General features: G+C 71.7%; 24 protein-coding genes. 17 read left to right on the forward strand and 7 right to left on the reverse strand.

Annotated elements, in window-relative coordinates; all coding sequences use genetic code 11:
• The first annotated feature begins 93 nt into the window (after positions 1 to 93).
• The 3 genes from BJ961_RS19980 (at position 94) to BJ961_RS19990 (ending at position 3,467) form a co-directional block, all read left to right on the forward strand.
• Positions 94 to 1,119, forward strand: a complete 1,026-nt coding sequence (locus BJ961_RS19980; protein ID WP_271414149.1) for an amidohydrolase family protein — start codon at positions 94 to 96, stop codon at positions 1,117 to 1,119.
• Between the two features lies 1 nt (position 1,120).
• Positions 1,121 to 2,038: an amidohydrolase family protein gene (locus BJ961_RS19985; protein ID WP_271414150.1), complete on the forward strand. Its 918-nt coding sequence runs from the start codon at positions 1,121 to 1,123 to the stop codon at positions 2,036 to 2,038.
• 67 nt (positions 2,039 to 2,105) lie between these two features.
• On the forward strand, positions 2,106 to 3,467 hold the full coding sequence (locus BJ961_RS19990) for an MFS transporter (RefSeq protein ID WP_271414151.1): 1,362 nt from the start codon (positions 2,106 to 2,108) through the stop codon (positions 3,465 to 3,467).
• Between the two features lie 7 nt (positions 3,468 to 3,474).
• Here the strand turns inward: BJ961_RS19990 and BJ961_RS19995 are convergent, their stop codons facing one another.
• Positions 3,475 to 3,972: a DUF2975 domain-containing protein gene (locus tag BJ961_RS19995; protein ID WP_271414152.1), complete on the reverse strand. Its 498-nt coding sequence runs from the start codon at positions 3,970 to 3,972 to the stop codon at positions 3,475 to 3,477.
• Between the two features lie 191 nt (positions 3,973 to 4,163).
• Between BJ961_RS19995 and BJ961_RS20000 the strand changes: the two genes are divergently transcribed.
• The 7 genes from BJ961_RS20000 to BJ961_RS20030 all read left to right on the forward strand — a co-directional run bounded on the left by BJ961_RS20000 (position 4,164) and on the right by BJ961_RS20030 (position 11,438).
• Positions 4,164 to 5,036, forward strand: a complete 873-nt coding sequence (locus BJ961_RS20000) for an SGNH/GDSL hydrolase family protein (RefSeq protein WP_271414153.1) — start codon at positions 4,164 to 4,166, stop codon at positions 5,034 to 5,036.
• A 29-nt stretch (positions 5,037 to 5,065) separates the two neighbouring features.
• Positions 5,066 to 6,022, forward strand: a complete 957-nt coding sequence (locus BJ961_RS20005; protein WP_271414154.1) for a GlxA family transcriptional regulator — start codon at positions 5,066 to 5,068, stop codon at positions 6,020 to 6,022.
• Positions 6,023 to 6,154: 132 nt separating this feature from the next.
• Positions 6,155 to 7,153 carry a type I glyceraldehyde-3-phosphate dehydrogenase gene (gene gap / locus BJ961_RS20010; RefSeq protein WP_271414155.1) on the forward strand — a complete coding sequence of 333 codons (999 nt, stop codon included), beginning with the start codon at positions 6,155 to 6,157 and terminating at the stop codon, positions 7,151 to 7,153.
• 49 nt (positions 7,154 to 7,202) lie between these two features.
• On the forward strand, positions 7,203 to 7,700 hold the full coding sequence (locus BJ961_RS20015; RefSeq protein ID WP_271414156.1) for a peptidylprolyl isomerase: 498 nt from the start codon (positions 7,203 to 7,205) through the stop codon (positions 7,698 to 7,700).
• Positions 7,701 to 7,848: 148 nt separating this feature from the next.
• Positions 7,849 to 9,327: a glutamate-cysteine ligase family protein gene (locus BJ961_RS20020; RefSeq protein WP_271414157.1), complete on the forward strand. Its 1,479-nt coding sequence runs from the start codon at positions 7,849 to 7,851 to the stop codon at positions 9,325 to 9,327.
• 39 nt (positions 9,328 to 9,366) lie between these two features.
• Complete coding sequence (locus BJ961_RS20025; RefSeq protein WP_271414158.1) at positions 9,367 to 10,200, forward strand: class II glutamine amidotransferase; 834 nt, start codon at positions 9,367 to 9,369, stop codon at positions 10,198 to 10,200.
• 299 nt (positions 10,201 to 10,499) lie between these two features.
• Entirely contained in the window at positions 10,500 to 11,438 is a 939-nt protein-coding gene (locus BJ961_RS20030; protein WP_271414159.1) for a TauD/TfdA dioxygenase family protein, read from the forward strand.
• Positions 11,439 to 11,490: 52 nt separating this feature from the next.
• Here BJ961_RS20030 and BJ961_RS20035 read toward each other — a convergent pair whose 3' ends face one another.
• The 4 genes from BJ961_RS20035 to BJ961_RS20050 all read right to left on the reverse strand — a co-directional run bounded on the left by BJ961_RS20035 (position 11,491) and on the right by BJ961_RS20050 (position 16,616).
• Positions 11,491 to 13,311 carry a glycoside hydrolase family 2 protein gene (locus BJ961_RS20035; RefSeq protein WP_271414160.1) on the reverse strand — a complete coding sequence of 607 codons (1,821 nt, stop codon included), beginning with the start codon at positions 13,309 to 13,311 and terminating at the stop codon, positions 11,491 to 11,493.
• 66 nt (positions 13,312 to 13,377) lie between these two features.
• Positions 13,378 to 14,277, reverse strand: a complete 900-nt coding sequence (locus BJ961_RS20040) for a carbohydrate ABC transporter permease (protein WP_271414161.1) — start codon at positions 14,275 to 14,277, stop codon at positions 13,378 to 13,380.
• A gap of 2 nt (positions 14,278 to 14,279) precedes the next feature.
• Positions 14,280 to 15,221, reverse strand: coding sequence for a carbohydrate ABC transporter permease (locus BJ961_RS20045; RefSeq protein WP_271414162.1), 942 nt, complete (start codon positions 15,219 to 15,221; stop codon positions 14,280 to 14,282).
• 21 nt (positions 15,222 to 15,242) lie between these two features.
• Entirely contained in the window at positions 15,243 to 16,616 is a 1,374-nt protein-coding gene (locus tag BJ961_RS20050; protein ID WP_271414163.1) for an extracellular solute-binding protein, read from the reverse strand.
• A 166-nt stretch (positions 16,617 to 16,782) separates the two neighbouring features.
• Between BJ961_RS20050 and BJ961_RS20055 the strand changes: the two genes are divergently transcribed.
• From BJ961_RS20055 to BJ961_RS20085, 6 genes are all read left to right on the forward strand, one after another.
• Positions 16,783 to 17,880: a LacI family DNA-binding transcriptional regulator gene (locus BJ961_RS20055; RefSeq protein WP_271414164.1), complete on the forward strand. Its 1,098-nt coding sequence runs from the start codon at positions 16,783 to 16,785 to the stop codon at positions 17,878 to 17,880.
• Between the two features lie 604 nt (positions 17,881 to 18,484).
• Positions 18,485 to 19,972 (forward strand): NCS1 family nucleobase:cation symporter-1, encoded by a 1,488-nt coding sequence (locus BJ961_RS20060; protein ID WP_271414165.1) that lies wholly within the window; start codon positions 18,485 to 18,487, stop codon positions 19,970 to 19,972.
• Between the two features lie 70 nt (positions 19,973 to 20,042).
• Positions 20,043 to 20,768, forward strand: coding sequence for an aspartate/glutamate racemase family protein (locus tag BJ961_RS20065; protein ID WP_271414166.1), 726 nt, complete (start codon positions 20,043 to 20,045; stop codon positions 20,766 to 20,768).
• Positions 20,769 to 20,894: 126 nt separating this feature from the next.
• A complete protein-coding gene (locus BJ961_RS20070) occupies positions 20,895 to 21,545 on the forward strand; it encodes a GntR family transcriptional regulator (protein ID WP_271414167.1) in 651 nt (216 codons plus the stop codon).
• Between the two features lie 524 nt (positions 21,546 to 22,069).
• On the forward strand, positions 22,070 to 22,510 hold the full coding sequence (locus BJ961_RS20080; RefSeq protein ID WP_271414168.1) for a hypothetical protein: 441 nt from the start codon (positions 22,070 to 22,072) through the stop codon (positions 22,508 to 22,510).
• Positions 22,511 to 22,616: 106 nt separating this feature from the next.
• Positions 22,617 to 23,678, forward strand: a complete 1,062-nt coding sequence (locus BJ961_RS20085) for a LacI family DNA-binding transcriptional regulator (RefSeq protein ID WP_271414169.1) — start codon at positions 22,617 to 22,619, stop codon at positions 23,676 to 23,678.
• A 23-nt stretch (positions 23,679 to 23,701) separates the two neighbouring features.
• Here the strand turns inward: BJ961_RS20085 and BJ961_RS20090 are convergent, their stop codons facing one another.
• Positions 23,702 to 24,109, reverse strand: coding sequence for a RidA family protein (locus BJ961_RS20090; RefSeq protein WP_271414170.1), 408 nt, complete (start codon positions 24,107 to 24,109; stop codon positions 23,702 to 23,704).
• Between the two features lie 232 nt (positions 24,110 to 24,341).
• Positions 24,342 to 24,821 carry a GtrA family protein gene (locus BJ961_RS20095; protein ID WP_271414171.1) on the reverse strand — a complete coding sequence of 160 codons (480 nt, stop codon included), beginning with the start codon at positions 24,819 to 24,821 and terminating at the stop codon, positions 24,342 to 24,344.
• A gap of 191 nt (positions 24,822 to 25,012) precedes the next feature.
• On the opposite strand from BJ961_RS20095, the gene BJ961_RS20100 reads away from it, so the two are divergent.
• Positions 25,013 to 25,588, forward strand: a complete 576-nt coding sequence (locus BJ961_RS20100; protein WP_271417108.1) for a tellurite resistance TerB family protein — start codon at positions 25,013 to 25,015, stop codon at positions 25,586 to 25,588.
• The last annotated feature ends 3 nt before the right edge of the window (positions 25,589 to 25,591 follow it).

A 25,591-nucleotide genomic window follows, 5' to 3' on the forward strand; every position in this document is an offset into this window, starting at 1 on the left:
GGTTAGTTCTGTGTCCGGCCGTCTCCCGGCCCTGCGGCCGCCGGGGGGAGGCTGCCGCGGTCGACGACGACCCGACCCCGAAGGACACAGCGCATGATCATCGACTGTCACGGTCACTACACCACGGCCCCGCCGGCCCTGGCCGCCTGGCGGGAGCGGCAGACCGCGTCGCTCGCCGACCCGGCGGCGGCGCCCTCGCCGGCCGACCTGAGGATCGGGGACGACGAACTGCGCGAGAGCGTCGAGCCGAACCAGGTGCGGCTGATGGACGAGCGCGGCATCGACCTGACCGTGTTCTCCCCCAGGGCGTCGTTCATGGCGCACCACGTGGGCGACTTCCGCACCTCCGCCGCGTGGGCGGCCCTGTGCAACGAGCTGTGCCACCGCGTCGCCGGGCTCTACCCCGAGCGGTTCGCCCCCGCCGCGATGCTGCCCCAGTCCCCGGGTGTCGATCCGGCCACCTGCGTCCCGGAACTGACGCGCTGCGTCGAGGAGTACGGCGCGGTCGCGGTGAACCTCAACCCGGACCCCTCGGGCGGCCACTGGTCCGCTCCCCCGCTCACCGACCGCTCCTGGTACCCGCTGTACGAGAAGCTGGTCGAGTACGACGTCCCGGCGATGGTCCACGTCAGCACCAGCGTGAACCCGGCCTTCCACACCACCGGCGCGCACTACCTGAACGCCGACACCACGGCCTTCATGCAGCTGGTGCGAGGAGACCTGTTCGCGGACTTCCCCACCCTGCGCCTGGTGATCCCGCACGGCGGCGGGGCCGTGCCCTACCACTGGGGGCGCTTCCGCGGCCTGGCCATGGCACTGGGGAAGCCGCCGCTGGAGGAGCATGTCCTGGGCAACGTCTTCTTCGACACCTGCGTGTACCACCAGCCGGGCATGGACCTGCTCCTCGGCGTGGTCCCCACCCGCAACGTGCTCTTCGCCTCGGAGATGATCGGCGCGGTGCGGGGCGTCGACCCCCGTACGGGACACCACTTCGACGACACCCGGCGCTACGTCGAGGCGTCCGCCCTGTCGGCGGACCAGGTCGCGGCCGTCCAGGAGCACCACGCGCGTGCCGTGTACCCGCGGCTGGACGCCCTGCTGAAGCGACAGGGGCGCTGACATGACGACCCCCGCCCCCAAGACCCCCGGCTGGCTCGACTGGCACCCGGCCCCGGCCACGCCCTCCTTCCGGCTGCCGCCCGGCACCGTCGACGCGCACTGCCACGTCTTCGGCCCGCAGGCCGGGTTCCCGTTCGCCCCCGAGCGCAAGTACACGCCGTGCGACGCCGGCAAGGACCGGCTCTTCGCCCTCCGGGACCATCTGGGCGTCGACCGCCAGGTGATCGTGCAGGCCACCTGTCACGGCGCCGACAACACCGCCCTGCTCGACGCGGTCCGCGCGAGCGGCGGCCGGGCGCGCGGTGTCGCGACCGTCCGGCCGGACGTCACCGACGCCGAACTGCGGGCGCTGGACGCGGCGGGGGTGCGCGGGGTGCGGTTCAACTTCGTGCGCCGGCTGGTCGACGCGTCGCCCAGGGACGCGCTGCGCACGATCGCGCGGCGGATCGCCCCGCTCGGCTGGCACGTCGTCCTGTACTTCGAGAGCGCCGACCTCGCCGAACTGGAGGACTTCTTCGCCTCGTTGCCCACGCCGCTGGTCGTGGACCACATGGGGCGGCCGGACGTCACCAAGCCGGTGGACGGTCCCGAGTTCTCGCGTTTCCTGCGCTTCACCGACCGGGGTGACGTGTGGGTCAAGGTGTCCTGCCCCGAGCGGCTGACCGTCACCGGCCCGGCCGCGCTGGACGGGGAGCGGGAGCCGTACGCCGACGTCCTGCCCTTCTCCCGCCGCGTCGTCGAGGAGTTCGGCGACCGGGTGCTGTGGGGCACCGACTGGCCGCATCCCAACCTGACCGACCACATGCCCGACGACGGGCTCCTCGTCGACCACGTGCGGCGGATCGCCGTCACCGAGGAGCAGCGGCACCGGCTGCTGGTCGACAACCCGACGCGCCTGTACTGGCCCGGCGAGCGGTGAGCCGTACCGCCGCCCGGCCCCCGCTCGGCCCGTCGCCGTCCCCGACCCCCGCGACAAGGACCCCGTCATGCAGCACGCCAACGCGCTGAACCGGCTGGACCGGCTGCCGGTCTCCCGGTTCCACAAAGTCACCCTGCTCGCCGTGTCGTTCGCGTACTTCTTCGAGTTCGCGGACATCAACACCTTCGCGACCACCGCCCCCAAGCTCGTCGACCTGTGGGGCATCTCGGTCGACCAGATCGCCTACGTCACCTCGCTGTCGTTCGTCGGGATGTTCCTCGGCTCGGTCGTCGCGGGAGCCGTGGCCGACCGCCTGGGCCGCAAACGGACGCTGCTGCTGACGACGCTGTTCTTCGGCGTCTTCTCGTTCGCCTCGGCGTTCTCCTGGGACCTGGTGTCGCTGACCGTCTTCCGGGTGCTGACCTCGGCGGGGCTGGCGGCGATGACCGTGGTCGCGGTCATCTACGTCAACGAGATGTACCCGTCGGCCGTCCGCGGCAAGTACCAGGCGTACGCCATCGTCATCGGCATCTGCGGCACCCCGGTCACCAACCTCGTCGCCAGCGGGGTGGTGCCGCTGGCCGACTGGACCTGGCGCCTGGTGTACCTGTGGGGTTCGCTCGGCATCCTGCTCGTCCTGTTCACCCGGCATCTGAAGGAGTCGCCGCGGTGGCACGAGAGCCGCGGGGACCACGCGAGCGCGGACGCCGTGCTGCGCGACATCGAGGCGTCCGTCGCCGCCGAGCACGGCGCGCTGCCCGAGCCGGCGCCCCCGATCGAGGAGGAGCCGGTGACCAAGGCTCCGCTGCGGCTGCTGCTCCAGCGCAGGTACCTGTTTCCGACGCTGCTGCTCACCGTGCTGTGGGTGACCCAGACCATCGGCTTCTTCGGCTACTCCAGTTGGGCGCCGACGCTGCTGGCCAAGGAGGGCTTCAGCGTCGAGAAGTCCGTCTTCTACGTGGCGCTGACCACCGTCGGCGCCCCGCTGGGCTCGTACCTGGCGGCCCTGGTGACCGACCGGTTCGAACGCAAGTGGTGCCTGGCCGCGTTCGGCACGCTGATCGCCCTGTGCGGGCTCCTGTACGGCCTCACGTTCAACCCGGTGCTCATCATCGTGTTCGGCTTCCTGGTCAACCTCTTCGAGCGCGGTTACACGGCCCTCGGCTACGCCTACTCGCCCGAGCTCTTCGACACGCGCGGGCGTTCGCTGGGCACCAGCGTGTCGTACGGTCTGGGCCGGCTGTCGAACGCCGCGGGTCCGCTGATCGTGGCGGCGCTCTACAACGCCCACGGCTATCGGAGCGTCTTCTACTTCATCGCCGGGACCTGGCTGGTCGGCGCGATCGCGCTGAGCGTCTTCGGACCGCGGACCCGGGCGGCCCGCACCGCCGCCGCGCCCCGTCCGGAGCGGGAATCCGTGCCCGGCTGAGGCGGCGTCAGACGACGCCGGCCATCTCGGTCCGCAGCCGCGTCGCCTTGCGCAGGAGGCCGCGCATGACGACGACGAGCAGGGTGAACGCGGCTCCGACGCCGACGCACGTGACCGCGGCGCCCAGCGCGCCGATCAGCTCCATGCCGTCGGCGGGCGAGGGGATCTCCGCCACAGCCAGATGGACCGCGACGCCGAACGCCAGGAGTGTCGCCACGAGGGCGGCCCCGATGACGGTGTCGACCGGACGCAGGGCGCGGCGGGTGAAGACGGCGTCGCGCTCGACCATGCCGAGCAGCACCCACACCGCGCCGAGCACGACCTGCACGCAGGCGACGCCGAGGATCGCCACCGTCGCGTAGGGCACCGCGAAGGGTTCGTAGGGAGGGAAGCGGTCCACCTCGTCGGACGCCGTCGCGGGGACGACGACGATCTGCCCGAAGAGGCCGATCAGGATCGCGGCGGCGACACCTGCCCGGAGCGCGGCGATGAGAAGTCGGTGCATGCATCGATTGTCAATGGGAATCAATCGAAAATCAATCGACTTCGTCGAGACGGGAGCCGGCCCGGGGGCGGTCGCTCCCGCAGCGAGAAGTTCGGTCAAGGACGTTGACTTGGAGTCAACGGCCCTGCACATTACTTAAAAGTAGAACCGCCCGGTAACCCCGCCGCCGCCCCCTCCCGAGAAGAGAGAGCATGCCGAAGCGCACCCTTCGCCGTGTCATGACCGCGACAGCCGCCGCCGTCGGCACACTCGCCCTCGGCCTCACCGACGCCACCGCCCACACCGCCCCCACCCTGGACTACGTCGCCCTCGGCGACAGCTACAGCGCCGGCTCGGGCGTCCTGCCCGTCGACCCCACCAACCTCCTGTGCCTGCGCTCGACAGCCAACTACCCCCACGTCATCGCCGCTTCGACGGGCGCCCGCCTCAAGGACGTCACCTGCGGCGCCGCCGAGACCGCCCACTTCACACAGGCGCAGTACCCGGGCGTCGCCCCGCAGGTGGACGCGCTCGGCGCCGGCACGGACCTGGTCACGCTCACCATCGGCGGCAACGACAACGGCACGTTCATCAACGCCATCACGGCCTGCGGCACGGCGGGCGTCCTCAGCGGCGGCAAGGGCAGCCCCTGCAAGGACAAGCACGGCACGTCCTTCGACGACGAGATCGAGGCCAACACCTACCCGGCGCTCAAGGCCGCCCTGCGGGCGGTGCGCGCCGAGGCCCCCGGTGCCCGGGTGGCGGCCCTCGGGTATCCGTGGATCACCCCGGCCGCCGCCGACCCGTCGTGCTTCGCGAAACTGCCGTTGGCCGCCGGTGACGTGCCCTACCTGCGCGGCATCCAGGCGCACCTCAACGCCGTCGTCGAGCGGGCCGCCGCCGAGACCGGAGCCGCGTACGTCGACTTCTCCGAGGTCTCCGACGGCCACGACGCCTGCCGGGCCACCGGCACCCGCTGGATCGAGCCCCTCCTGTTCGGGCACAGCCTCGTCCCCGTCCACCCCAACGCCCTCGGTGAGCGGCGCATGGCCGAGCACACGATGAGCGTCCTCGGCCTGGACTGACCCCCGTACCGTCCACGTAGGCTTTCCCCGTGCCGTCCCCCCGCCTGCGCCGCGTCGCCGTCCTCGTGCTCGAAGGCGCGAAACCCCTCGACGTCGGCATTCCGGCGCAGGTCTTCACGACGCGCGCGAGCATGCCCTACGAGGTACGGGTGTGCGGGGCGGCCCCCGGGCTGGTGACCGGCGGCGACGGCCTGTCGTACCACGTCGCCCACGGCGTCGAGGCCCTGGCGTGGGCCGACGTGGTCTTCCTCCCCGGGTACCGGTCCCCCGACGTCGACGACCCGCCGCGCGACGTCGTCGACGCGCTGACGGCGGCCCACGACCGGGGCGCGCGACTCGCCGCGATCTCCACGGGCGCGTTCGCGCTGGCCGCCACCGGCCTGCTCGACGGCAGGAGGGCCACCACGCACTGGCACTACACGCGGGCCCTCGCCGCGAAGCATCCACGCGTACGGGTCGACGAGAACGTGCTGTTCGTGGACGAGGGCAGCGTCCTGACGTCCGCGGGCGCCGCCTCGGGCATCGACCTGTGCCTGCACATCCTGCGCGGCGACCTCGGGGTGGCCGCGTCGAACCACGCCGCCCGCCGCCTCGTCGCGGCCCCCTACCGCAGCGGCGGTCAGGCCCAGTACGTGCCGCGCAGCGTGCCCGAACCCCTGGGCGAGCGGTTCGCCGCCACCCGGGAATGGGCACTGCGCCGGCTCGGCGAGCCCCTCGGTCTGGAGACGCTGGCCCGGCACGCGGCGGTGTCGCCGCGCACCCTCTCCCGGCGCTTCGTGGAGGACACCGGGTACACGCCGATGCAGTGGATCATGCGGGCCCGGATCGACATGGCCCGTGAGCTGCTCGAACGCTCGGAGCGCGGCGTCGAGCAGATCGCCGCGGACGTCGGCCTGGGCACCGGCGCCAACCTGCGGCTGCACTTCCAGCGCATTCTGGGCACCACCCCCAGCGAGTACCGGCGCACCTTCGCCCGGGGCGAGTAGCCCCGCGCCCTCGCCTCGCCTCGCCTGGCGTGATCCTTGCGAACCGTGGCACTCACGCCGCTGCCGCCCGCGGACCGCGCGCGCGAGCCTGGTGGCGAAGGACCTGGTGGCGAACGAAGGGACACACCACTCATGACTCGCATCGGCATCAACGGCTTCGGCCGCATCGGGCGCAACGTGCTGCGGGCGCTGCTGGAGCGCGACACCAAGCTCGAGGTCGTCGCCGTCAACGACCTCACGGAGCCCGCCACCCTGGCGCGGCTGCTCGCCTTCGACTCGACGGCCGGCCGGCTCGGCCGCCCGGTGACCGTCGACGGGGACACCCTCGTCGTCGACGGTCACCGCATCAAGGTGCTCGCCGAGCGCGAGCCGGCCCGGCTGCCCTGGGCCGAGCTGGGCGTGGACCTCGTACTGGAGGCGACCGGCCGCTTCACCTCGGCCGACGCCGCCCGCGCCCACCTCGCCGCGGGCGCCCGGAAGGTCCTGGTCAGCGCCCCGTCGAGCGGCGCCGACGTGACGCTCGCCTACGGTGTCAACACCGACGCCTACGACCCGGCCGCGCACACGATCGTCTCCAACGCGTCCTGCACCACCAACGCTCTCGCGCCGCTCGCCGCGGTCCTCGACGAGCTGGCCGGCATCGAGCACGGGTTCATGACCACGGTGCACGCCTACACGCAGGAGCAGAACCTCCAGGACGGCCCGCACCGCGACCCGCGCCGGGCCCGGGCCGCCGGGGTGAACATCGTGCCGACCACCACCGGCGCCGCCAAGGCGATCGGCCTGGTCCTGCCGGGTCTCGACGGCAAGCTGTCGGGCGACTCGATCCGCGTGCCCGTCCCGGTGGGTTCGATCGTCGAGCTGAACACCACCGTCGCCCGCGAGGTGACGCGCGAGGACGTGCTGGCCGCCTACCGCGCCGCCGCCGACGGTCCGCTCTCCGGCGTGCTGGAGTACTCGGACGACCCGCTGGTCTCCTCCGACATCACGGGCAACCCGGCCTCGTCGATCTTCGACTCGGCCCTGACCCGCGTCGACGGCCGGCACGTCAAGGTGGTTGCCTGGTACGACAACGAATGGGGCTTTTCGAACCGTGTGATCGACACTCTCGGACTGCTCGCCACGCGCTGAGGGGGCAGCCGGTTCGGCATCGGCAGGGGTCACACGTCACAATGGTGGGATGAGCAATTCCAAGGTTTACTTCGACATCGACATCAACGGCCAGGATGCGGGCCGCATCGTCTTCGAACTCTTCGAGGACGTCACCCCCAAGACCGCCAAGAACTTCATCGAGCTGGCCACCGGCGAGCACGGCTTCGGCTACGCGGGTTCCTCGTTCCACCGCGTGATCCCGCAGTTCATGCTCCAGGGCGGTGACTTCACCGCGGGCAACGGCACCGGGGGCAAGAGCATCTACGGCGAGAAGTTCGCGGACGAGAACTTCAAGCTGAAGCACACCGAGCCGTACCTGCTGTCCATGGCGAACGCGGGCCCGAACACCAACGGCTCGCAGTTCTTCATCACCACCGTCGTCACCTCGTGGCTGGACGGCAAGCACGTCGTCTTCGGCAAGGTCGTCGAGGGCACGGACGTGGTCGACAAGATCGAGGGCTACGGCTCCTCGCCGGCGGGCAAGACCTCCAAGGAGATCAAGGTGCGCGCGTCCGGCAAGCTCTGAGGCCGATAGGCACCAGGACCTGAACACCGACGGGGGTCCACCGCACACGCTGCGGTGGGCCCCCGTCCGGTCTCGTCTGGTGGGGTGCGCTGCGGGGTGCGACGCTGGGGTGGAGGAGCGTCCGAGGAAGGCAACCCCGGGAGGACCGATGGGACGGGACGTCCCGGCGCTGGTCTTCACCCGCGAGGACCGCCGCCGCTACCGGATCAAGATGCAGGAGTGCCTCGATGCCTTCGCGCAGATGCTGCGCGAGTCGCGGTTCGAGACCGAGCGGCCCCAGGTGGGCCTGGAGATCGAACTGAACCTGGTGGACGACGCGGCCGAGCCGGCGATGCGCAACAGCGACGCGCTGGAGGCGATCGCGGACCCCGCCTGGTCCACCGAGCTGGGCCGGTTCAACCTGGAGATCAACATCCCGCCCCGGCGCCTGACGGCGGGCGGTCCCGACGCCTGGGAGACCGAGATCCGCGCCGCCCTGAACCACGCCGAGGACCGCGCCGAGTCGGTCGGCGCCCATCTGATCATGGTCGGGATCCTGCCCACGCTGCGCCAGTCGGACGTGGGCGAGGCGGCCCTGTCGGAGAACCCGCGCTACCGGCTGCTCAACGATCAGGTGTTCGCGGCCCGGGGCGAGGACCTGCACATCGAGGTGGACGGCGTCGACCGCCTGCGGACCTACGCGGACACCATCACCCCGGAGGCCGCCTGCACCAGCACGCAGTTCCACCTCCAGGTCGCCCCGGAGGAGTTCCCCGACTACTGGAACGCGGCCCAGGCCGTCGCCGGCGTCCAGGTCGCCCTCGCGGCCAACTCGCCGTTCCTGCTGGGCAAGGAGCTGTGGCACGAGAGCCGCATCCCCCTGTTCGAGCAGGCCACCGACACCCGGCCGCAGGAGATCAAGGCACAGGGCGTACGGCCCCGGGTCTGGTTCGGGGAGCGGTGGATCAACAGCGTCTTCGACCTGTTCGAGGAGAACCTCCGCTACTTCCCGGCGCTGCTGCCCCTGTGCGACGAGCAGGACCCGGCCGAGACCCTCGACCGCGGCGACATCCCCGAGCTGGGGGAACTCACCCTGCACAACGGCACCATCTACCGCTGGAACCGGCCCGTGTACGCCGTCTCCCACGACAAGCCGCACGTCCGCGTCGAGAACCGGGTGCTGCCGGCGGGTCCGACCGTCGCCGACACCCTCGCCAACGGCGCCTTCTACTACGGCCTCACCCGCGCCCTCGTGGAGGAGGAGCGGCCGGTGTGGTCGCGGATGTCCTTCTCGGTCGCCGAGGACAACCTGCACACCGCCGCCCGGCACGGCATCGAGGCACACCTGTACTGGCCCGGGGTGGGCGAGGTGACCGTGCCCGAACTGGTCCTGCGCCGACTGCTGCCGCTCGCGCACCGGGGCCTGGAGCTGTCGGGCATGGACTCCGCCTGGCGGGAGCCGCTGCTCGGCATCATCGAGCAGCGGTGCGTCACCGGCCGCAACGGCGCGGTCTGGCAGAAGGAGATGTTCCACCACATCGACGCCACCGCCCGGCCGGGCCGCCACGAGGCCCTGCGCCGGATGACCCGGCAGTACATGGACTACATGCACCTCAACGCACCGGTCCACACCTGGCCGGTCGACTGACGTCCGGGACGCACCAGCCACCAGGGAGGCGACACAGCGATGTGCCGATGGCTCGCCTACTCGGGAACGCCCGTACTCCTGGAGTCCTTCCTCTACCAGCCCGAGCACTCGCTCATCGACCAGAGCCTGCACGCCCGCATGGGCGTGGAGACGACGAACGGGGACGGGTTCGGCATCGGCTGGTTCGGGCCGGAGATGACGACACCCGCGATCGTCAGGGAGATCGGGCCGGCCTGGAGCAACCGCAATCTGCGGGAGATCGCGAGCCACGTCCGCTCGCCCCTGTTCTTCGCGCACATCCGGGCCTCGACGGGCAGCGCGGTGCAGCAGACCAACTGCCATCCGTTCCGCCACGGCCGCTGGATGTGGATGCACAACGGGGCGATCGCCGACTTCCACCGGCTGCGGCGGGACCTCGCGCTGGCCGTCGATCCGCGGCTCTTCCTCGACATCGAGGGGTCGACGGACTCCGAGATGATGTTCTACCTGGCGCTCACGCTCGGCCTGGAGGACGACCCTCCCGCGGCCGTGGCCCGGATGGCGGGGCTGGTGGAGGAGATCGGCCACGAACACGGTGTGGAGTTCCCGCTGCAGATGACGGTCGCCGTGACCGACGGACGACGGCTGTGGGCCTTCCGCTACTCCAGCCAGGGCCGGTCGCGTTCGCTCTACTACAGCAGCCGGGTGGAGAGCCTGCGCGCGCTCCACCCCGACCTGCCCTTCCTCAAGGAGGCGTCCGACAACAGCCGCCTCATCGTGTCGGAACCGCTGGGAGACCTGCCCGGCGTCTGGAACAGGGTGCCCGAGGGCAGCTACGGAGTCGTCCAGCCCGAGGGCGACGTCCTGCTCCCCTTCGTTCCGCACCCCGAGTGACCCCATTGACACGGACGGGGAAAGATCACACAATCGGTGCCATGACCACATACCGGTTCGGCACCACGGCGGAGTGTTGCCGCGTGCCCGAGCGAACCGGCTGTGAGCGTTCCGGCCTCTAGCGGCCTTCTCCGCACCGACCGCCCGACGCCCGTCGCGTCGTAGCCCGTCGGCATTCCCTCCGGCCCACGGTCCGGAGCACCCGTAGCACCTTCGTTCACCCCGGCCGTTCGCCGGTGGCCTCGCGCCGCCCTCCGGCCGGATTCCACGCGTCCCGTCACACCAAGGGGAGGACTCCCATGTCCGTCACGGCCGTCGGCCCGAACACCGTCCTGCGCGAAGCACGCATCCCGGGGGACGGAATGTACGAGGGCCGGCGCACGCTGCGCCGACTGCCCGAGGGCTGGGAGGAACGGCCCTACGAACTCTTCGAGGTCGTCCCGCAGGCTCGCACCATCGGCGCGGAGATCCGGGGGGCCGACCTCTCCCGCCCGCTCACTCTCGCGCTGCGCGAGGAGTTGAACCGCGCGCTGCTGGAGTGGAAGGTGCTGTTCTTCCGCGGCGCGCACCTCACCTCCGGCCGGCAGCGGGACTTCGCACGCAACTGGGGCGCCCTGGAGACCAACCCGCTGCTCGCCGCCGGTTCCAGTGACGACGTCGTCCGGTTCGACAAGGGCGCGGGGGCCGCGCCGACGTACGAGAACGTGTGGCACACCGACGTCACCTTCCGGGAACGGCCCGCGCTCGGGGCGGTGCTCCAACTGCGCGAGGTGCCGCCGTTCGGCGGGGACACGATGTGGGCGGACATGGCGGCGGCCTACGACAACCTGCCCCCGGAGGTGAGGGAACGCGTCGACGGCGCCCGCGCCGTCCACGACTTCATCCCCGGCTTCGCGCGGTTCTACGGACCCGAGCGGCTGCTGCCGCACCAGGACCTCTTCCCGCCCGTGGAGCATCCCGTCGTGCGCACCCACCCCGAGACGGGGCGGCGCATGCTCTTCGTCAACGCCTCGTTCACCACCCGCATCACCGGCGTGGACCGCGACGAGAGCGACCGGCTGCTGCGGTTCCTCTTCCAGCAGGCGCACGTGCCGGAGTACCAGGTGCGCTGGCGCTGGCAGCCCGGCGACGTCGCCTTCTGGGACAACCGCGCCACCCAGCACTACGCGGTGGGCGACTACGGCTCCGAGCGCCGCGTCGCCGAACGCGTCGCCATCGAGGGCGACCGTCCCGTCTGATCGCGGGTGCCCGGGCCGGAGGCGGGACGCGCCGCCCCCGGCCCGGGAGAGGCTAGGCCTCCGGCTCCTCGATCGCCGCCGGGCGCAGTTGGGCGGCGCGGACCCGGGCGATGTCGAGCTTCTCGCCCCGGTCGAAGCGGTAGATGCCGTTCTGCTCCTGGAAGACGTCGGTCAACTGGGTGTAGCAGTAGCCGAACATGTTCCGGTCGCCCAGCAGCACGTCGGTGAGGCCGCTGAACCGCTCGTGGAACTCGTCCTCGCCCCGGACCCGCTCCCCGTAGCCCCAGGAGACGGTGCGGTCCTCACCGGACTGCGCGGCGGCCGCCTCCGGGTCCCACCAGATGCCGCCGAACTCGCTGACGAAGTACGGCTGCCCCCGGTAGGGCTGGGAGTAGGGGGCGCCGCTCTCGTGGGTGTTGACGAACGGCGTGTCCTTGGCGAGGCCGGACATCAACTGCCGGAAGGCGGCGGGGTCCTGCTCGTAGTGGTGGGAGTCGTAGATGTCGGTCTCGGCGACCCGGTGGGCGTAGCCGGACGCGTCGACGACGGGGCGGGTGGTGTCCATGGCCTTGGTGGCCAGGAACATGGCGCGGGTCACGTCGTCGAGCTGCGTGACGCGGTCGTGCAGCTTCTGGTAGGTCTCGTTGAGCGGGCACCAGCCGACGATCGAGGGGTGCGAGTAGTCGCGTTCCACCGCCTCCAGCCACTGGGCGACGTAGGAGGCGTCGGGTTTCTGGTTGTCGCCCGAGGAGCCTCCGACCTCGCAGCCCCAGTCGCCGAACTCGCCCCAGACCAGGTAGCCGAGGCGGTCGGCGTGGTGGAGGAAGCGCTCCTCGAAGACCTTCTGGTGCAGCCGGGCCCCGTTGAAGCCGGCCGCCATGGCCAGTTCGATGTCCCTGACCAGTGCCTCGTCGGTCGGGGCGGTCATCAGGCCGTCCGGGTACCAGCCCTGGTCGAGGACGAGGCGCTGGAAGAGCGGGCGCCCGTTGAGCAGGACGGCCTTGCCCCGCAGCCCGACGGCGCGCAGTCCGGCGTAGCTCTCGACACTGTCGACCACCTGCCCCGCGGCGTCGAGGAGTTCGAGGCGCAGGTCGTACAGGTGCGGGTCCTCGGGCCCCCACTCGCGCCGCCGGTCGTCGGGCACCGGCAGGTGCAGGCGCGGGGCGAGGTCCAGGTCGGCGCGTGCCTCGGCGCGGCTCACCTCGCCGTCCACGTCTCCGAGGACCGCGCGAACCCGGTGCCCGGGGCGGTTGGTGGACAGGGGCAGTTCGAGGTGGAAGGCGGAGCCGGCCAGGTCGGGGGTGATCCGGGGGCGGCGCAGGTGCGCTTCGGGGACCGGTTCGAGCCAGACGGTCTGCCAGATGCCGGTGACCCGGGTGTAGTTGCAGTCGTGGTTGGCGTACTTGACCGCCTGCTTGCCGCGCGCCTGGGGGCCGGACTTGGGGTCGCGGGCCCGGACGGTGATCACGACCTCCTCCCCCGCCCCGGCGATGTCGCCGAGGTCGGCGGTGAAGGGGGTGAAGCCGCCGCGGTGGCGGGCGACCTCCCTGCCGTCGGCCCACACGGTGGTGTCGTGGTCGACGGCGCCGAAGTGCAGCAGTACCCGGCGTCCGGCCCAGGCGGCGGGCAGGGTCAGGACCCGCCGGTACCAGACGGCCTCGAGGAAGTCGGTGTCGCCGATGCCGGACAGCTCGGACTCGGGCGGGAAGGGGACGAGGATCTCGTCACGCAGCTCGCGGTCGAGCAGACCGCGTTCGAGCCCGCTGTCCCCCCGGTCGGTCTCGAACTGCCAGGCGCCGTTCAGGTTGAGCCAGTCGCGGCGCACGAACTGCGGTCGCGGGTACTCCGGGCGCGGTACGGAGTGAGTGGGCACACATGCTCCAGTCGATCGGTGGGCCGGGCGCGCGGGCGCCGAGCTTGTGGGTACGGCGGTGAAGGGTCAGGAACCGCCGAGGCCGGTGGTGGCCACGGAGTTGACGATGCGGCGCTGGAAGAGGAGGAAGACCACGATCAGCGGCAGCGCGGCCAGCAGGGCGGAGGCCATGGACTGCGCGTACTGGATGCCGTAGGCGTCCTTCACGGTGGCCAGGCCCACCGGGAGGGTCATCAGGTCGGAGTCGTTGGTGACGATGAACGGCCACATGAAGTTGTTCCAGGCACCGATGAAGACGAAGATCGCCACGGCGGCCACGATCGGCCGCGAGAGCGGCAGGACGATCGACCGGAAGACCCGGAACTCGGAGGCGCCGTCGATCCGGGCCGCCTCCTCCAGCTCCTTGGGGATGGCGTCGAAGAACCGCTTGAGGATGAACACCATCATCGGGGCGACCACCTGGGGCAGGATGACCGCCGCGTAGGTGTCGACCATGTGGAACAGGGTCATCTGGTCGAACAGCGGCACGACGAGCAGTTGCGGCGGGACCATGATGGCGGCGACGGTGACGCCGAGCAGTGCCCGGCGGCCGCGGAAGGTGCCGCGTGAGAATCCGTACGCCGCGAGGGTGGAGACGACCACGGTGATCAGCGTGACCAGTCCGGCGATCAGGAAGCTGTTGAACGCCCAGACGGTGACGTTGCCGCGTTCCAGTATCTGCTGGTAGGCGTCCAGGGTGAAGGCGCCCTTGAACGGGGACAGCCCGCTGGTGTTGATGTCCTCCTCGCTCTGCACGGAGGTGATGACCGCCCACAGGAACGGCAGCAGCCACAGGACGGCCAGGACGACGAGTGCTGTTGCGGCCAGGACGCGGGGCAGCCGTCCGTGGCCGAGGAGCAGGGGGGAGCCGGCCGCTTCGCGGGGTGGACGGCGCCGGGGACGGAGGGGGGTGGCGGTTGCGGACACGGTCAGTCCTCCCGGCGGAAGAGGCGGAGCTGCACGAGCGAGACGACGACGATCAGGGCGAAGAACAGGTACGAGACGGCGGAGGCGTAGCCGAGGCGGTAGCCGGTGAAGCCGATGTCGTAGACGTACTCGAGGACGGGCCGGGTGGACCCGTTGGGGCCGCCCTTGGTGAGGATGTAGATCTGGTCGAACACCTTGAGGGAGGCCAGGACCTGCAGCATGGCCACCAGCCCTGTGGTCCTGCGCAGTTGCGGCAGGGTGATGGACCACAGGCGGCGCCAGGCACCGGCCCCGTCGAGGGCGGCGGCCTCGTCGAAGGTCGTCGGCAGGGACTGGAGCGCGGCCAGGTAGAGCAGGAAGTTGAAGCCGACCGTCCACCAGACGGTGAGGGCGGCGACGGACCACATGGCGACGGACTCGTCGGACAGCCAGCCCACCGGTTCCATGCCGAGGGTGTCGAGGAGTTGGTTGGCCATGCCCAGTTCGGGCTGGTACAGCCAGGTCCAGATCATGGTCACGACGGTCACGGGCAGCAGGTAGGGGGCGAAGAACGACAGTCGCCACGCCCACTGCCCGGCGAGTCCGCTGTGCACCAGCAGGGCCATCGCGAGCGCGGCCAGTACGAGGGGGACGCTCGAGATGACGGTGAAGAAGACGGTGTTGCCGAGGCTGCTCCACACGTCGGCGTCGCCGAAGGCCTCGGTGTAGTTGTCGAAGCCGACGAAGTTCGTGTCGCGCAGGGCGAGCGAGCTGTCGGTGAAGCTCATCCACAGGCCCTGCACGATCGGCCACACCATGAAGAGGCCGAACACGAGCAAGAACGGCAGGACGAACACGAGCCCGTTGCCGGAGCGTATGCGGCCGAGGGCGGTGCGGCGGCCGTCCGCCGGAGCAGCGGGCGAGCCGGTCCGCTCCTCGGTGCCGAGGGGTGCGGTGGTGGTCATGTCGGTCACTCCTTTCGCTGGTCAGGCCACCGGGTTGGGCTGCCGCAGCAGCGTGTCCGCCTCGTGGACCATCTGCCGCACCGCCTTCTCGGGGGTGGTGTTGCCCAGGAGCGCCGACTGGAGCGGCTGGCACATCCGGTTCTGGAAGTTCGAACCGGCGCCGGCGAACCAGTTGGGCGGGTCGAGCACCGCGACCTTCGCGGCGTCGGCGTAGGAGGACTGCGGGTCGAGCGCCGCGTACTCGGGCTCGGCGAGGACGGGCTGGTACGCGGGGATGTGGCCGGCGCTCGCCCAGGTGAGGCTCTGCTTGAGTATCTGCGCGACGTAGCGGTGGGCCTCGCGGCGCCGGGCCGGGTCGGGGCTGTTCTGGTGCGGGAGGACGAAGCTGTGGCTGTCGGTGTAGACGGCGGGCTTCTCGAAGACCTGCGGGAAGGGCGCGGCGCCCAGCTCCATGCCGGACTTCCTCAGCGTCGGCAGCTCCCACTCGCCGAGCATCGCCATGCCGCCGCGGCCGCTGGAGAAGGCGGCCAGCGCGCCGTTGTAGTCCAGGTTGTTGGGGTTGGTCTTCCCGTCGAAGAGCCGCGTCATGAGGGTGACGACGCGTACGGCGGCGTCGACGTCGATCTTCGGGGGGCCGCCGTCGGGCAGGTCGAACGCGGCGCCGGTCTGGGCGTAGAGGCCGGCGAACAGGCGCCAGGTCTGTGCCGTGTCGGTGACGTGGCCGAACAGGATGCCCGCCTCCCCGGTCGCCTCGGCGAGGGCCTTGCCCGCGTCCAGCAGGGCCTCGGGCGAGCCCATGGGTGCCAGTTCGCCGGAGGCGTCCAGCAGCCCGGCCTCGTCCGCGGCCTTCTTGTCGTAGAACACGATGAAGGGGTGGACGTCCAGCGGGATGGCGTAGACGGTCCCCTCGTACTGGGTGCGCGACCACACGGCCGGGGTGAAGTCCTCGGCCGTGACGCCGTACTCGGCGAGCAGGTCCAGGTCGAAGGCGTCCACCAGGCCGCCGGGCGCGTAGCCCGCCAGCCGGGACAGGTGCATGGCGGCCACGTCGGAGGCCCGGCCGCCGGCCGCGGACATGGCGAGCTTGGTGTAGTACGACGGGCCCCAGTCCAGGATCGTCCGGTCGATGTCGAAGCCCTTGGCTCCCCGGGCCCCCTTGGACACGGCCTCGATCATGTCGTCCATGAGCATGCCGTCGCCGCCCTGGAACAGGTCCCAGACGCTCAGCGAGGACGCTCCGGAGGCGGAGGCCGGTGAGGCGCAGCCGGACAGCGGGCCCGCGGCGAGCAGGGCCCCCGCCCCGGCCACGGCGTGGCGCAGCAACCGGCGGCGACTGGGGCGGCGGACCGGGTCGGACACGGCCGGCACCCCCTGGGCAGGCAAACGGGAACTCATCGCGGACCTTTCGACGGCCGGAGCTCATGCGGTGGCTAGTTTTTACATCGATGTACATTGGCTGTAAAGAGCTGCGTGGAAGCCGAGTGGAAGTGGGGCCGTACCGAAGTCCTCCCCCGCACCGGGACATAGACTCGGGCAGCGCGGAAGAGGCAGGGAGGTCTCGGTGGCACGGCCCAGGATCAAGGACGTCGCACGTCATGCGGGCGTTTCGGAGAAGACGGTGTCCAATGTCATCAACGACTACGCCCATGTCTCCGACCGGACCAGGCAGGTGGTGCGGGAGGCCATCGAACACCTCGGTTACCGGGTGAACCTGGCGGGCCGTCACCTGCGCAAGGGCAGAACCGGCATCATCGCGCTCGTCGTCCCGGAACTGGACATACCGTACTTCGCGGAGCTGGCCCGGCATGTCATCCGCGAGGCCGAGGAGCGGTCCCTGACGGTGCTGATCCATCAGTCGGGGGCGGACCGCGCCCACGAGCTGGCGGCGCTGGCCGGGTTCGGCTCCACCTTCGTGGACGGGATCATCCTCAGTCCGCTCGCTCTGACCGCCGACGACCTGCGGGACCGCACGGGTTTTCCTCCCACGGTGCTGCTCGGGGAGCTGCTGGAGGAGGGTGCCGACCATGTGGCCATCGACAACGAGAGCGCCGCGCGCGAGGCGACCCGCCATCTGATCGGGCTCGGCCGCCGTGCCGTCCTGGCCGTCGGGGGGCGCGACGACGCGGGTCTGGGGACGGCGCAGGCCCGCACGCGGGGCTACCGTGCCGCCCTGGCGGAGGCGGGCATCGCCTTCGATCCGGCCGCTCTGCTGCCGGTCGACTCCTTCCGGATGCCCGACGGGGCGCGGGCCGTGGCGCGGGCGCTGCGGGAGGGCGCGCGGCCGGACGCGCTGCTCTGCCTCAACGACCAGTTGGCCCTGGGCGCGTTGCGGGCCCTGCACGAGCACGGGGCCAGGGTGCCCGAGGACGTCGCGGTGATCGGCTTCGACGACGTGGAGGGCGGGCGGTTCAGCGTCCCGACCCTGAGCACGGTGGCTCCGGACAAGGCGGCGGTGGCCAAGGTCGCCGTGCAACTGCTCCAGCACCGCATCGAGGAGGCGACGGCACCGGACGGCGGGCGGGACGGCGCCGGGCCGGGGCCGGGGGCGTCGGCGAGTGCGTCGGCGAGTGCGCAGGCCGGCGTGCAGGCGCCCCAGGACCGCATCGTGGCCCACCGGCTCGTCCTTCGGGAGAGCACGGAGGGCCACGAGCCGCGCTGAGGGGCCGTTCCGCCGGGGGCGGACGCGGGCGCGGATGCGGCGGGGCCGGTTCGTGCCGATCTCGGCGCGGTCGACGCCGCCGAAGGACGCCCCCGACTGGGAGTTGCGCTCGCCCGTGCCCCGGACGCGCGGGGTGTGGCGCCCCTCGGCGAGCCGCGGACGGACGTACCGCACCGCTTCACCGACGCGGATCGAGTGGCAGGTGACGCTCCCCGCGCCGCCGGAGCGGCCGTCGTCGTTGATCCAGTAGTTGCCGGAACCGGGGTCGCCGGCGGGCAGGCCGTGGGTGGCGCCCCTCGCGAGCGGGCGGCCGAAGCCGGGGGCGCCGTCGGCCCGCCAGGTGAACTTCCGCGCCCGGGTGGTGCGGACCCGTGGGTGTTCACCGACGTGGCCTTGGCGTGGTGGCCGGGCCCGAACACGCCCCGGTCGTCGACCCGGGAGAACACCGGCCCCTGAGGCTGCCAACAGGACCAAAAATGGTATTCCATTTGCCGCAGACCTCTTGACGGTGCGGTTTGGCGAAAACTACGTTCTGTTCACCGGAAAGCCGCTTCCGCTTTGTGAAACTCTCCGACGCCCCGCACCCTGATCCCAGGAGTCCCGTATGACTGCCCTGGAAGACCGCCGCTCGTCCGCGGAGACCAGCGACACCGCCACCAGCCCCGGCCTCTACACGTACGACCTGGCCCCGACGAAGCGGGAAGGACGCCGCTGGGGCGCCTACAACGTCTTCACCCTGTGGGCCAACGACGTGCACAGCCTGGGCAATTACGCCTTCGCCATCGGCCTGTTCGCCCTCGGGCTGAACGTGTGGGGCATCCTCGCCGCCTTCGCGCTCGCCTCGGTCCTGCTCTTCCTCCTGCTCACGCTGTCCGGGTTCATGGGTCACAAGACGGGCGTTCCGTTCCCCGTCATGAGCCGGATCGCGTTCGGCGTCAGGGGAGCGAAGATTCCGGCGGCCGTGCGCGGCGCCGTGGCCATCGCCTGGTTTGGTATCCAGACTTATCTGGCGTCCGCGGTACTGAGCGCCCTGCTGGTGGCCATGTTCCCCTCCCTGGCCTCCCTGGACACGAACTCCCTGCTCGGCCAGTCGACGCTCGGCTGGATCACCTTCCTGGCGCTGTGGGCCCTCCAGGTGCTCATCGTCAGCTACGGGATGCGGATGATCCGCCGGTACATGGCCTTCGCGGCGCCCACCACTCTGCTCACGATGTGCGCCCTCGCGGTGTGGATGTTCGTCCGGGCCGACGGCTCGGTCTCGGTGTCCGTCGGCGATCCGCTCACCGGCGGCGCGATGTGGCTCCAGGTCTTCCAGGCCGCCGCCCTGTGGGTGGTCGTCTACGGGACGTTCGTGCTCAACTTCTGCGACTTCACCCGGTCCGCGCGCAGCCGCGGCTCCATCGTCCGGGGGAACGTGATCGGCATCCCGGTGAACATGCTCTTCTTCGCCGTCATCGTGGCGGTCCTCAGCGGGGCCCAGTTCACCCTCGACGGGCACGTGATCACCAGCCCGACGGACATCGTCCGGACCATCCCCAACATGTTCCTGCTGGCCGTCGCCTCGCTCTGCCTCATCGCTCTCACGGTCGCGGTGAACCTGCTGGCCAACTTCGTCGCGCCGATCTACGCGCTGGTCAACCTGTTCCCGCACCGGCTCGACTTCCGCCGCGCGGGTCTGGTGAGCGCGGTCCTGGGCCTGGTCATCACCCCCTGGAACCTCTACAACAGTCCGGTCGTCGTGAACTACTTCCTCGGCGGGCTCGGCGCGCCGCTCGGCCCCCTGTTCGGCGTGATCATGGCGGACTACTGGCTGCTGCGGAAGTCCCGCGTCAACGTGCCGGCCCTCTACACCGAGGACGCGGGCGCCGAGTACCACTACCGGCGGGGCTACAACCCGCGGGCCGTCGCCGCCTTCGTGCCCGGCGCCGCGATCGCGGTGGTCGTCGCCCTGGTGCCCTTCTTCCAGGCCGCGGCCGGGTTCTCCTGGTTCGTCGGCGCGATCATCGCCGCCGCGCTCTACGCGCTCGTCGCCGACCGGGCCGCGCCGATCCGCGACGTGGACGGCGAGTCCATCGCCGTCGCCGCGGAGTAGCCCCCTCCCACCGCCGACCGTGCCGTCGTCGCCGCACGCCCCCGTCCGAGCAGAAGGCCCAGGCCCATCCATGCGCATTCTCGTGGTCAACGTCAACACCACGCAGTCCATCACCGACGCGATCGGCAGGCAGGCGGCCTGCGCGGCCTCCCCGGGCACCGAGATCGTCCCGCTCACACCGGCCTTCGGCGCGGAGTCCGTCGAGGGCAACTACGAGAGCTACCTCGCCGCCGTCGCCGTGATGGAGGCCGTCCGCGCCCACCCGGGGCCCTTCGACGCGGTGATCCAGGCCGGTTACGGCGAACACGGGCGGGAGGGGCTCCAGGAGTTGCTCGACGTGCCCGTCGTCGACATCACCGAGGCGGCGGCGAGTACCGCGCAGTACCTCGGCCGCCGCTACTCCGTCGTCACCACCCTCGACCGCACGGTCCCCCTCATCGAGGAGCGGCTGGAGGTGGCGGGCCTGAGCGCCAGGTGCGCCTCGGTGCGGGCCAGCGGGCTCGCCGTCCTGGAGCTGGAGCGGGACGAGCGGGCCGCCGTGGACGCCATCACCGAGCAGGCCGCCCGCGCGGTCGAGGACGACCGGGCCGAGGTGATCTGCCTGGGCTGCGGGGGCATGGCGGGCCTCGCCGAACGCGTGGTGGAACGTACCGGTGTCCCCGTGGTCGACGGCGTCGCCGCCGCCGTGACGGTGGCCGAGTCCCTGGTCCGGCTCGGCCTGTCCACGTCCAAGGTGCGCACCTACGCGCGTCCGCGTCCCAAGCGGATCGTCAACTGGCCCCCGCAGGCCGGCTGACCGCTCGTCGCGCCGTCCCGCCCGTCCCGCCCGCACGCCCCGGGGTATTCTGACGGGCCGCCCGACCGCCGCTCCGCACGGCGCGGTCGGCGTGCCGGGGAACGGGAAGACAGACGAGGGACGGCGATGGCTGCGTCAGAGGGCTTCACGCCCGAGTCCGAGCGGATCACGCGGCGGTTGCGCGACGAGATCGTCGACGGTGTGCGGGGCCCCGGCAGCCGCCTGGTCGAACGGGAGCTGGCCGAGTCCCTCGGGGTGAGCCGGCTCCCCGTGCGCGAGGCTCTCAGGACCCTGGTGTCGGAGGGTCTGGTGACACCGCGGCCGCGGACCTGGGCGGTGGTACGGGAGTTCACCACGAGCGACATCGCCGACCTGGACGAGGTCCGCTCGGGTCTGGAGACCCTGGGGTTCCGGCTCGCCGCCCAACGGCACACACGGGAGGGGCTGGAACGGCTGCGCGCGACGGTGGACGCCGAACTCGACGCGGCCCGCGCCGACGACGCGGTCCGGGCCCGGCGGGCGGCCGCCGCCTTCCACGAGACGGTCGTCTCCCTGGCCGCCAACGAGCTGCTCAACGAGCTGGAGCGCGTGCTGCGCAGCCGGCTGCGCTGGCTCCTCGGCCAGCACGACGACCTGCTGGCCGTCGCCCTGGAACACGACGCCCTCTACCGGGCCATCGCGGCACGCGACGTGGACCACGTCCAGGAGCTGGTCCTCCATCATCTGGCGACGAGCCGCAGCGCGGCCCTGGGGCGCCACGCGCAGGAGCGGTCGTAGGGCAGGAGCGGTCGTAGGTCGTGTGTGCCCTGCCGGGTCCTGCGGCCTTGGCCAGGGCGCGGGCCTCCATGGCCACCAGCATGCGCAGCCCCGTCCGCTGGTGGTCGGGGAGCACGTAGTGGTCGATGTCGACGCGCTCCCCTCCGGACTCGTCCCACAGCAGTCCGTACGCCACCGCCCGCCCGTCGTCGAAGGCGAGCCACGAGTCCTGGGCCGGATCGGTCCGCGGATGCTTCAGGTCGGCTTCGACGGTGTGCTGGTCGGTCTCGGGGCTCCCGATCTCGATCCGGTCTATCGCGTTGAGGAGTTCGGTGATGGCGGGGGCGTCGGCGAGGGTGGCCGAACGCGGGTCGGCAGGGGGCATGAGGAGCAGGGTCCGGGGCGGCGGCCGGTGCCCGCAACGGATTTTCCACCCCGCGGGGGCACGAAAGCCGTGGCGCGAGGACGTAGGACGCCGAACCGGGGGCATACGGGAGGCCCGAGGCCTCTCCCCCGCCGAAGCCGCCGACCCCCGGGAGTCTCCCGTGACGCCGAGCCTGCGCACCGCCCGCGCGTGCCGTGCCGCCGCCGTGCTCCTCCTCGCCGCCGCCGGCTACGCGGCCACCCACCGCCTCTGGCTCGCCCTGCCCGGTCTGTACGCCGCCGCCGTGTTCGCCTGGTGCGCAGCGCGTGAGGGCGCGCGGTACCGGCGCGAGGTCGTACTCGCGCAGCGGGCCGAGCGCCTGGCCCGGCCCCGCGCGCCGTGGCCGCCCGGGGCGGGTCCGCAGCCGTGCTGCGCGTTCTGGCGGCACTCCTACGGCGCCGGGCACGGCCCGGAGTGCACCCGCTCCGCGGCCGCCCGGCCTCCCCTCCCCGACGACTGCTGCGAACGGTGGTGGACCTCTCTCGGCGCACGGCACGACGCGGACTGCCGTCGTCACGCCGGCGCCTGGGGCCAGGACCGCGCCCGCCCGGCCCCGCAGTAGCGGGAGGACACCCGCGGGGAGCCGCGCGACTGCGGAGCCGGTGGGAGCCACGGGGTGCGACCGGTGTCGGCGATACCATCCCGGGACGACATCGAGGAAGGTCCGCATGACGAAGCAGGGCGGCGGCGGGAAACGCCCGCCGGGGATGACGGACGTGGCCCGGGCCGCCGGGGTGTCCGCACAGACGGTGTCGCGGGTGCTCTCCGGGCACCCGAACGTGCGGGAGCAGACGCGCGCCGAGGTGCTGGCCGCGGTGGCCCGGCTCGGCTACCGGCGCAACAACGCGGCCCGCATGCTCTCCTCCGGGCGCAGCCGCACCATCGGCGTGGTGACCCTCCGGTCCACGTTCTACTCGCGCGCCGCGGTCACTTCGGGCATCGAACGCGCCGCCCAGGGCGCCGGGTACGCGGTGAGCACCGCGACCACCGCCTCCCTCGACACCTTCGCCATCGAGACCGCCCTGTCGCGGCTCACCGACCAGGGCGTCGAGGGCATCATCCTGTCGGTGCCGCTGATCAACGGCAGCACGCGGCTCGAAGAGCTGACCCGTGCCACGCCGACCCTCACCATCGACGGTTCGCGTACCGGCGCCACCGAGGTGGTGGCCGTGGACCAGTCCCTGGCGGCCCGCCTGGCCGTCCGGCATCTGCTGGACCTGGGGCACGAGACGGTCTGGCACCTCGCGGGCCCCGCCGAGTGGCTGGAGGCCGCGAGCCGGCGGGACGGCTGGCGGGCCGCGCTCGAGGAGGCGGGGCGGACGGCGCCGCCTCCTCTGGAGGGCGACTGGTCGCCCGCCTCGGGATACCGGGCGGGGCTCGTCCTGGGCCGGATCCCGGACGTGACCGCGGTGTTCGTGGCGAGCGACGAGATGGCGTTCGGCGCCGTCCGGGCCCTGCGGGAACTGGGACGGCGCGTCCCCGAGGACATCTCCGTGGTCGGCGTCGACGACATCGAGCTGGCCGAGTACTGCGCGCCGCCCCTGACCACCGTCGCCCAGCCGTTCGCGCAGATGGGCGAACTCGCCGTCGCCCATCTGCTGCGCTTCATCGCCGCGCCGGAGACCGTGCCCGAACCGGCGTCGGTGGAACCGCGCCTGGTCGTCCGCGCGAGCACGGCGGCGGCGCCGGGGACGGCGGCGGCTTCGAGCACGACGGCCGTCGACGGCTGAGCGGCGGCTGAGTGGCGGCCCGTTCAGTCGACGACCGCGGTGGCCTCCACCTCGATCAGGTGCTCGGGCACGTCCAGCGCCGCGACACCCAGCAGGGTGGCCGGCGCGGCCGGGTTCACGCCCAGCCCGTCGGCGGCCCGGGCGATGCCCTCCAGCAGCTGGGGCATCTTGTCGGGCGTCCAGTCCACGACGTGGACGTTGAGTTTCACCACGTCGTCGAAGGAGGCGCCGGCCGCCGCCAGGGCGGTGGCGACGTTGCGGTAGCACTGCTCGGCCTGCGCGGTCAGGTCCCCTTCGCCGACGGTGGCTCCGTCGGCGTTCCAGGCGACCTGCCCGGCGACGAAGACCAGCTTCGATCCGGACGCGATCGACACCTGCCGATAGACGTCGACCTCCGGCAGCCCGTCGGGGTTCACCAGGGTGATGGCCATGTCTTCTGTCTCCTTGCCCATGTGCTCTCTCGTGGTTACTCGGGAACCGTAGGAGAGCGACCGCTGACATGGAAGAACGCACTTTTCAGTGACTGAGGAACCCGATGGTGACCACGGAGCCGGGACGGGGGCTGCGGAAGACGACGCGGTACGTGTACGACTGGACCCACCAGTACCTGGGACACGTCGAGGCGTCCCGCGACCGCTTCGGCGCCTGAGGCGCGGGCGGACGTCAGCCGCGCCGGCCCTCGGGTCCGCGGAAGACGGCCAGCCGCAGCACGACGAAGCGTACGACGGTGACGGCGAGGGACGTGGCGGCGAGGACGGCGGTCTCGGCGGCGGGCGAGGCGTCGGGATGCCGGTGCGTGAACCACAGCACGGCGCCGGAGGTCAGCAGGTAGCCGAGCAGGAAGAGGCCGCCGGCGCCCAGGTGGGCGCGGGTCGGTTTGGTGGCGGCGTGCCGGAATGTCAGGCGCCGGTTCGCCTCGGTGTTGAGGACGGTCAGCACGAGGAGGGAGAGCAGGTTGGCGACGGCCGGTGGCCACCACAGGCGCAGCACCCAGTACAGCAGGGCCTGTCCCCCGGTCGACACGACGCCGATCGCGACGAACCAGCCGACCTCCCTCGACCACACCGCGCGCAGCGCGGCGCAGGCACGGCGAGTACGCGGCGTCCGGGTCCCGGCGGCCCACGACGCCTTCAGCCGAGCCACCCTGCGCCTCCACCCGGTCGAGCACCGACAACTCCCTGGCCGCCGCAGCCTACTACGGCACCACCAGGCACTTTGCCTCTTCTTTGCCTGCGGGGAACCGTGTGGCCCCCGGGCGCGTTCATTCTGGTGACCGCGGGAAACCGCGGTTGGGAACAGACCGATGCACAGCGACAGAAGCCGAGGTGGCACGAGTGGCGATGTGGGACAAGATCAAGGACCAGGCCAAGACCTTCCAGCAGTCCCAGGGCACTCGGGGAGCGAGCGGATCCGGGCAGGGATCCCACGGCCCCACCGCCGGCGGCAGGCCGGGTTCGTCCTCCGGCGGTTCCAAGGCCCAGCTGCTCGGGATGTTCAAGTCCCAGCTCGCCTCGGCCAAGAACGAACTCAAGAGCGGCGCCTACCGGGACGCCAGCATGGCACTGTGCGCCCTGGTGGCCGCGGCGGACGGGCAGGTGGAACCGGCGGAGCGGCAGCGCGTGGAGGAGCTGATCGTCTCCAACGAGGTGCTGCAGAACTTCCCGGCGGACCAGCTCCGTCAGCGGTTCAACCAGCATGTGGACCGGCTCCTCGCCAACTTCGAGCAGGGCAGGAGCGAGGCACTCCAGGTGATCGCGAAGGCCGCCAAGAAGCCCGAGGAGGCCCGCGCCGTCGTCCAGACCGGCATGGTCGTCGCCGGCGCCGACGGGACCTTCGAGCCGTCCGAGCAGTACGCGATCCGCGAGGCCTGCACGGCGCTCAACATCCCGCCCTCGGAGTTCGGCGTCTGATCG

Origin of the sequence: Streptomyces lienomycini, from assembly GCF_027947595.1 — a bacterium.
GTDB lineage: Bacteria > Actinomycetota > Actinomycetes > Streptomycetales > Streptomycetaceae > Streptomyces > Streptomyces lienomycini.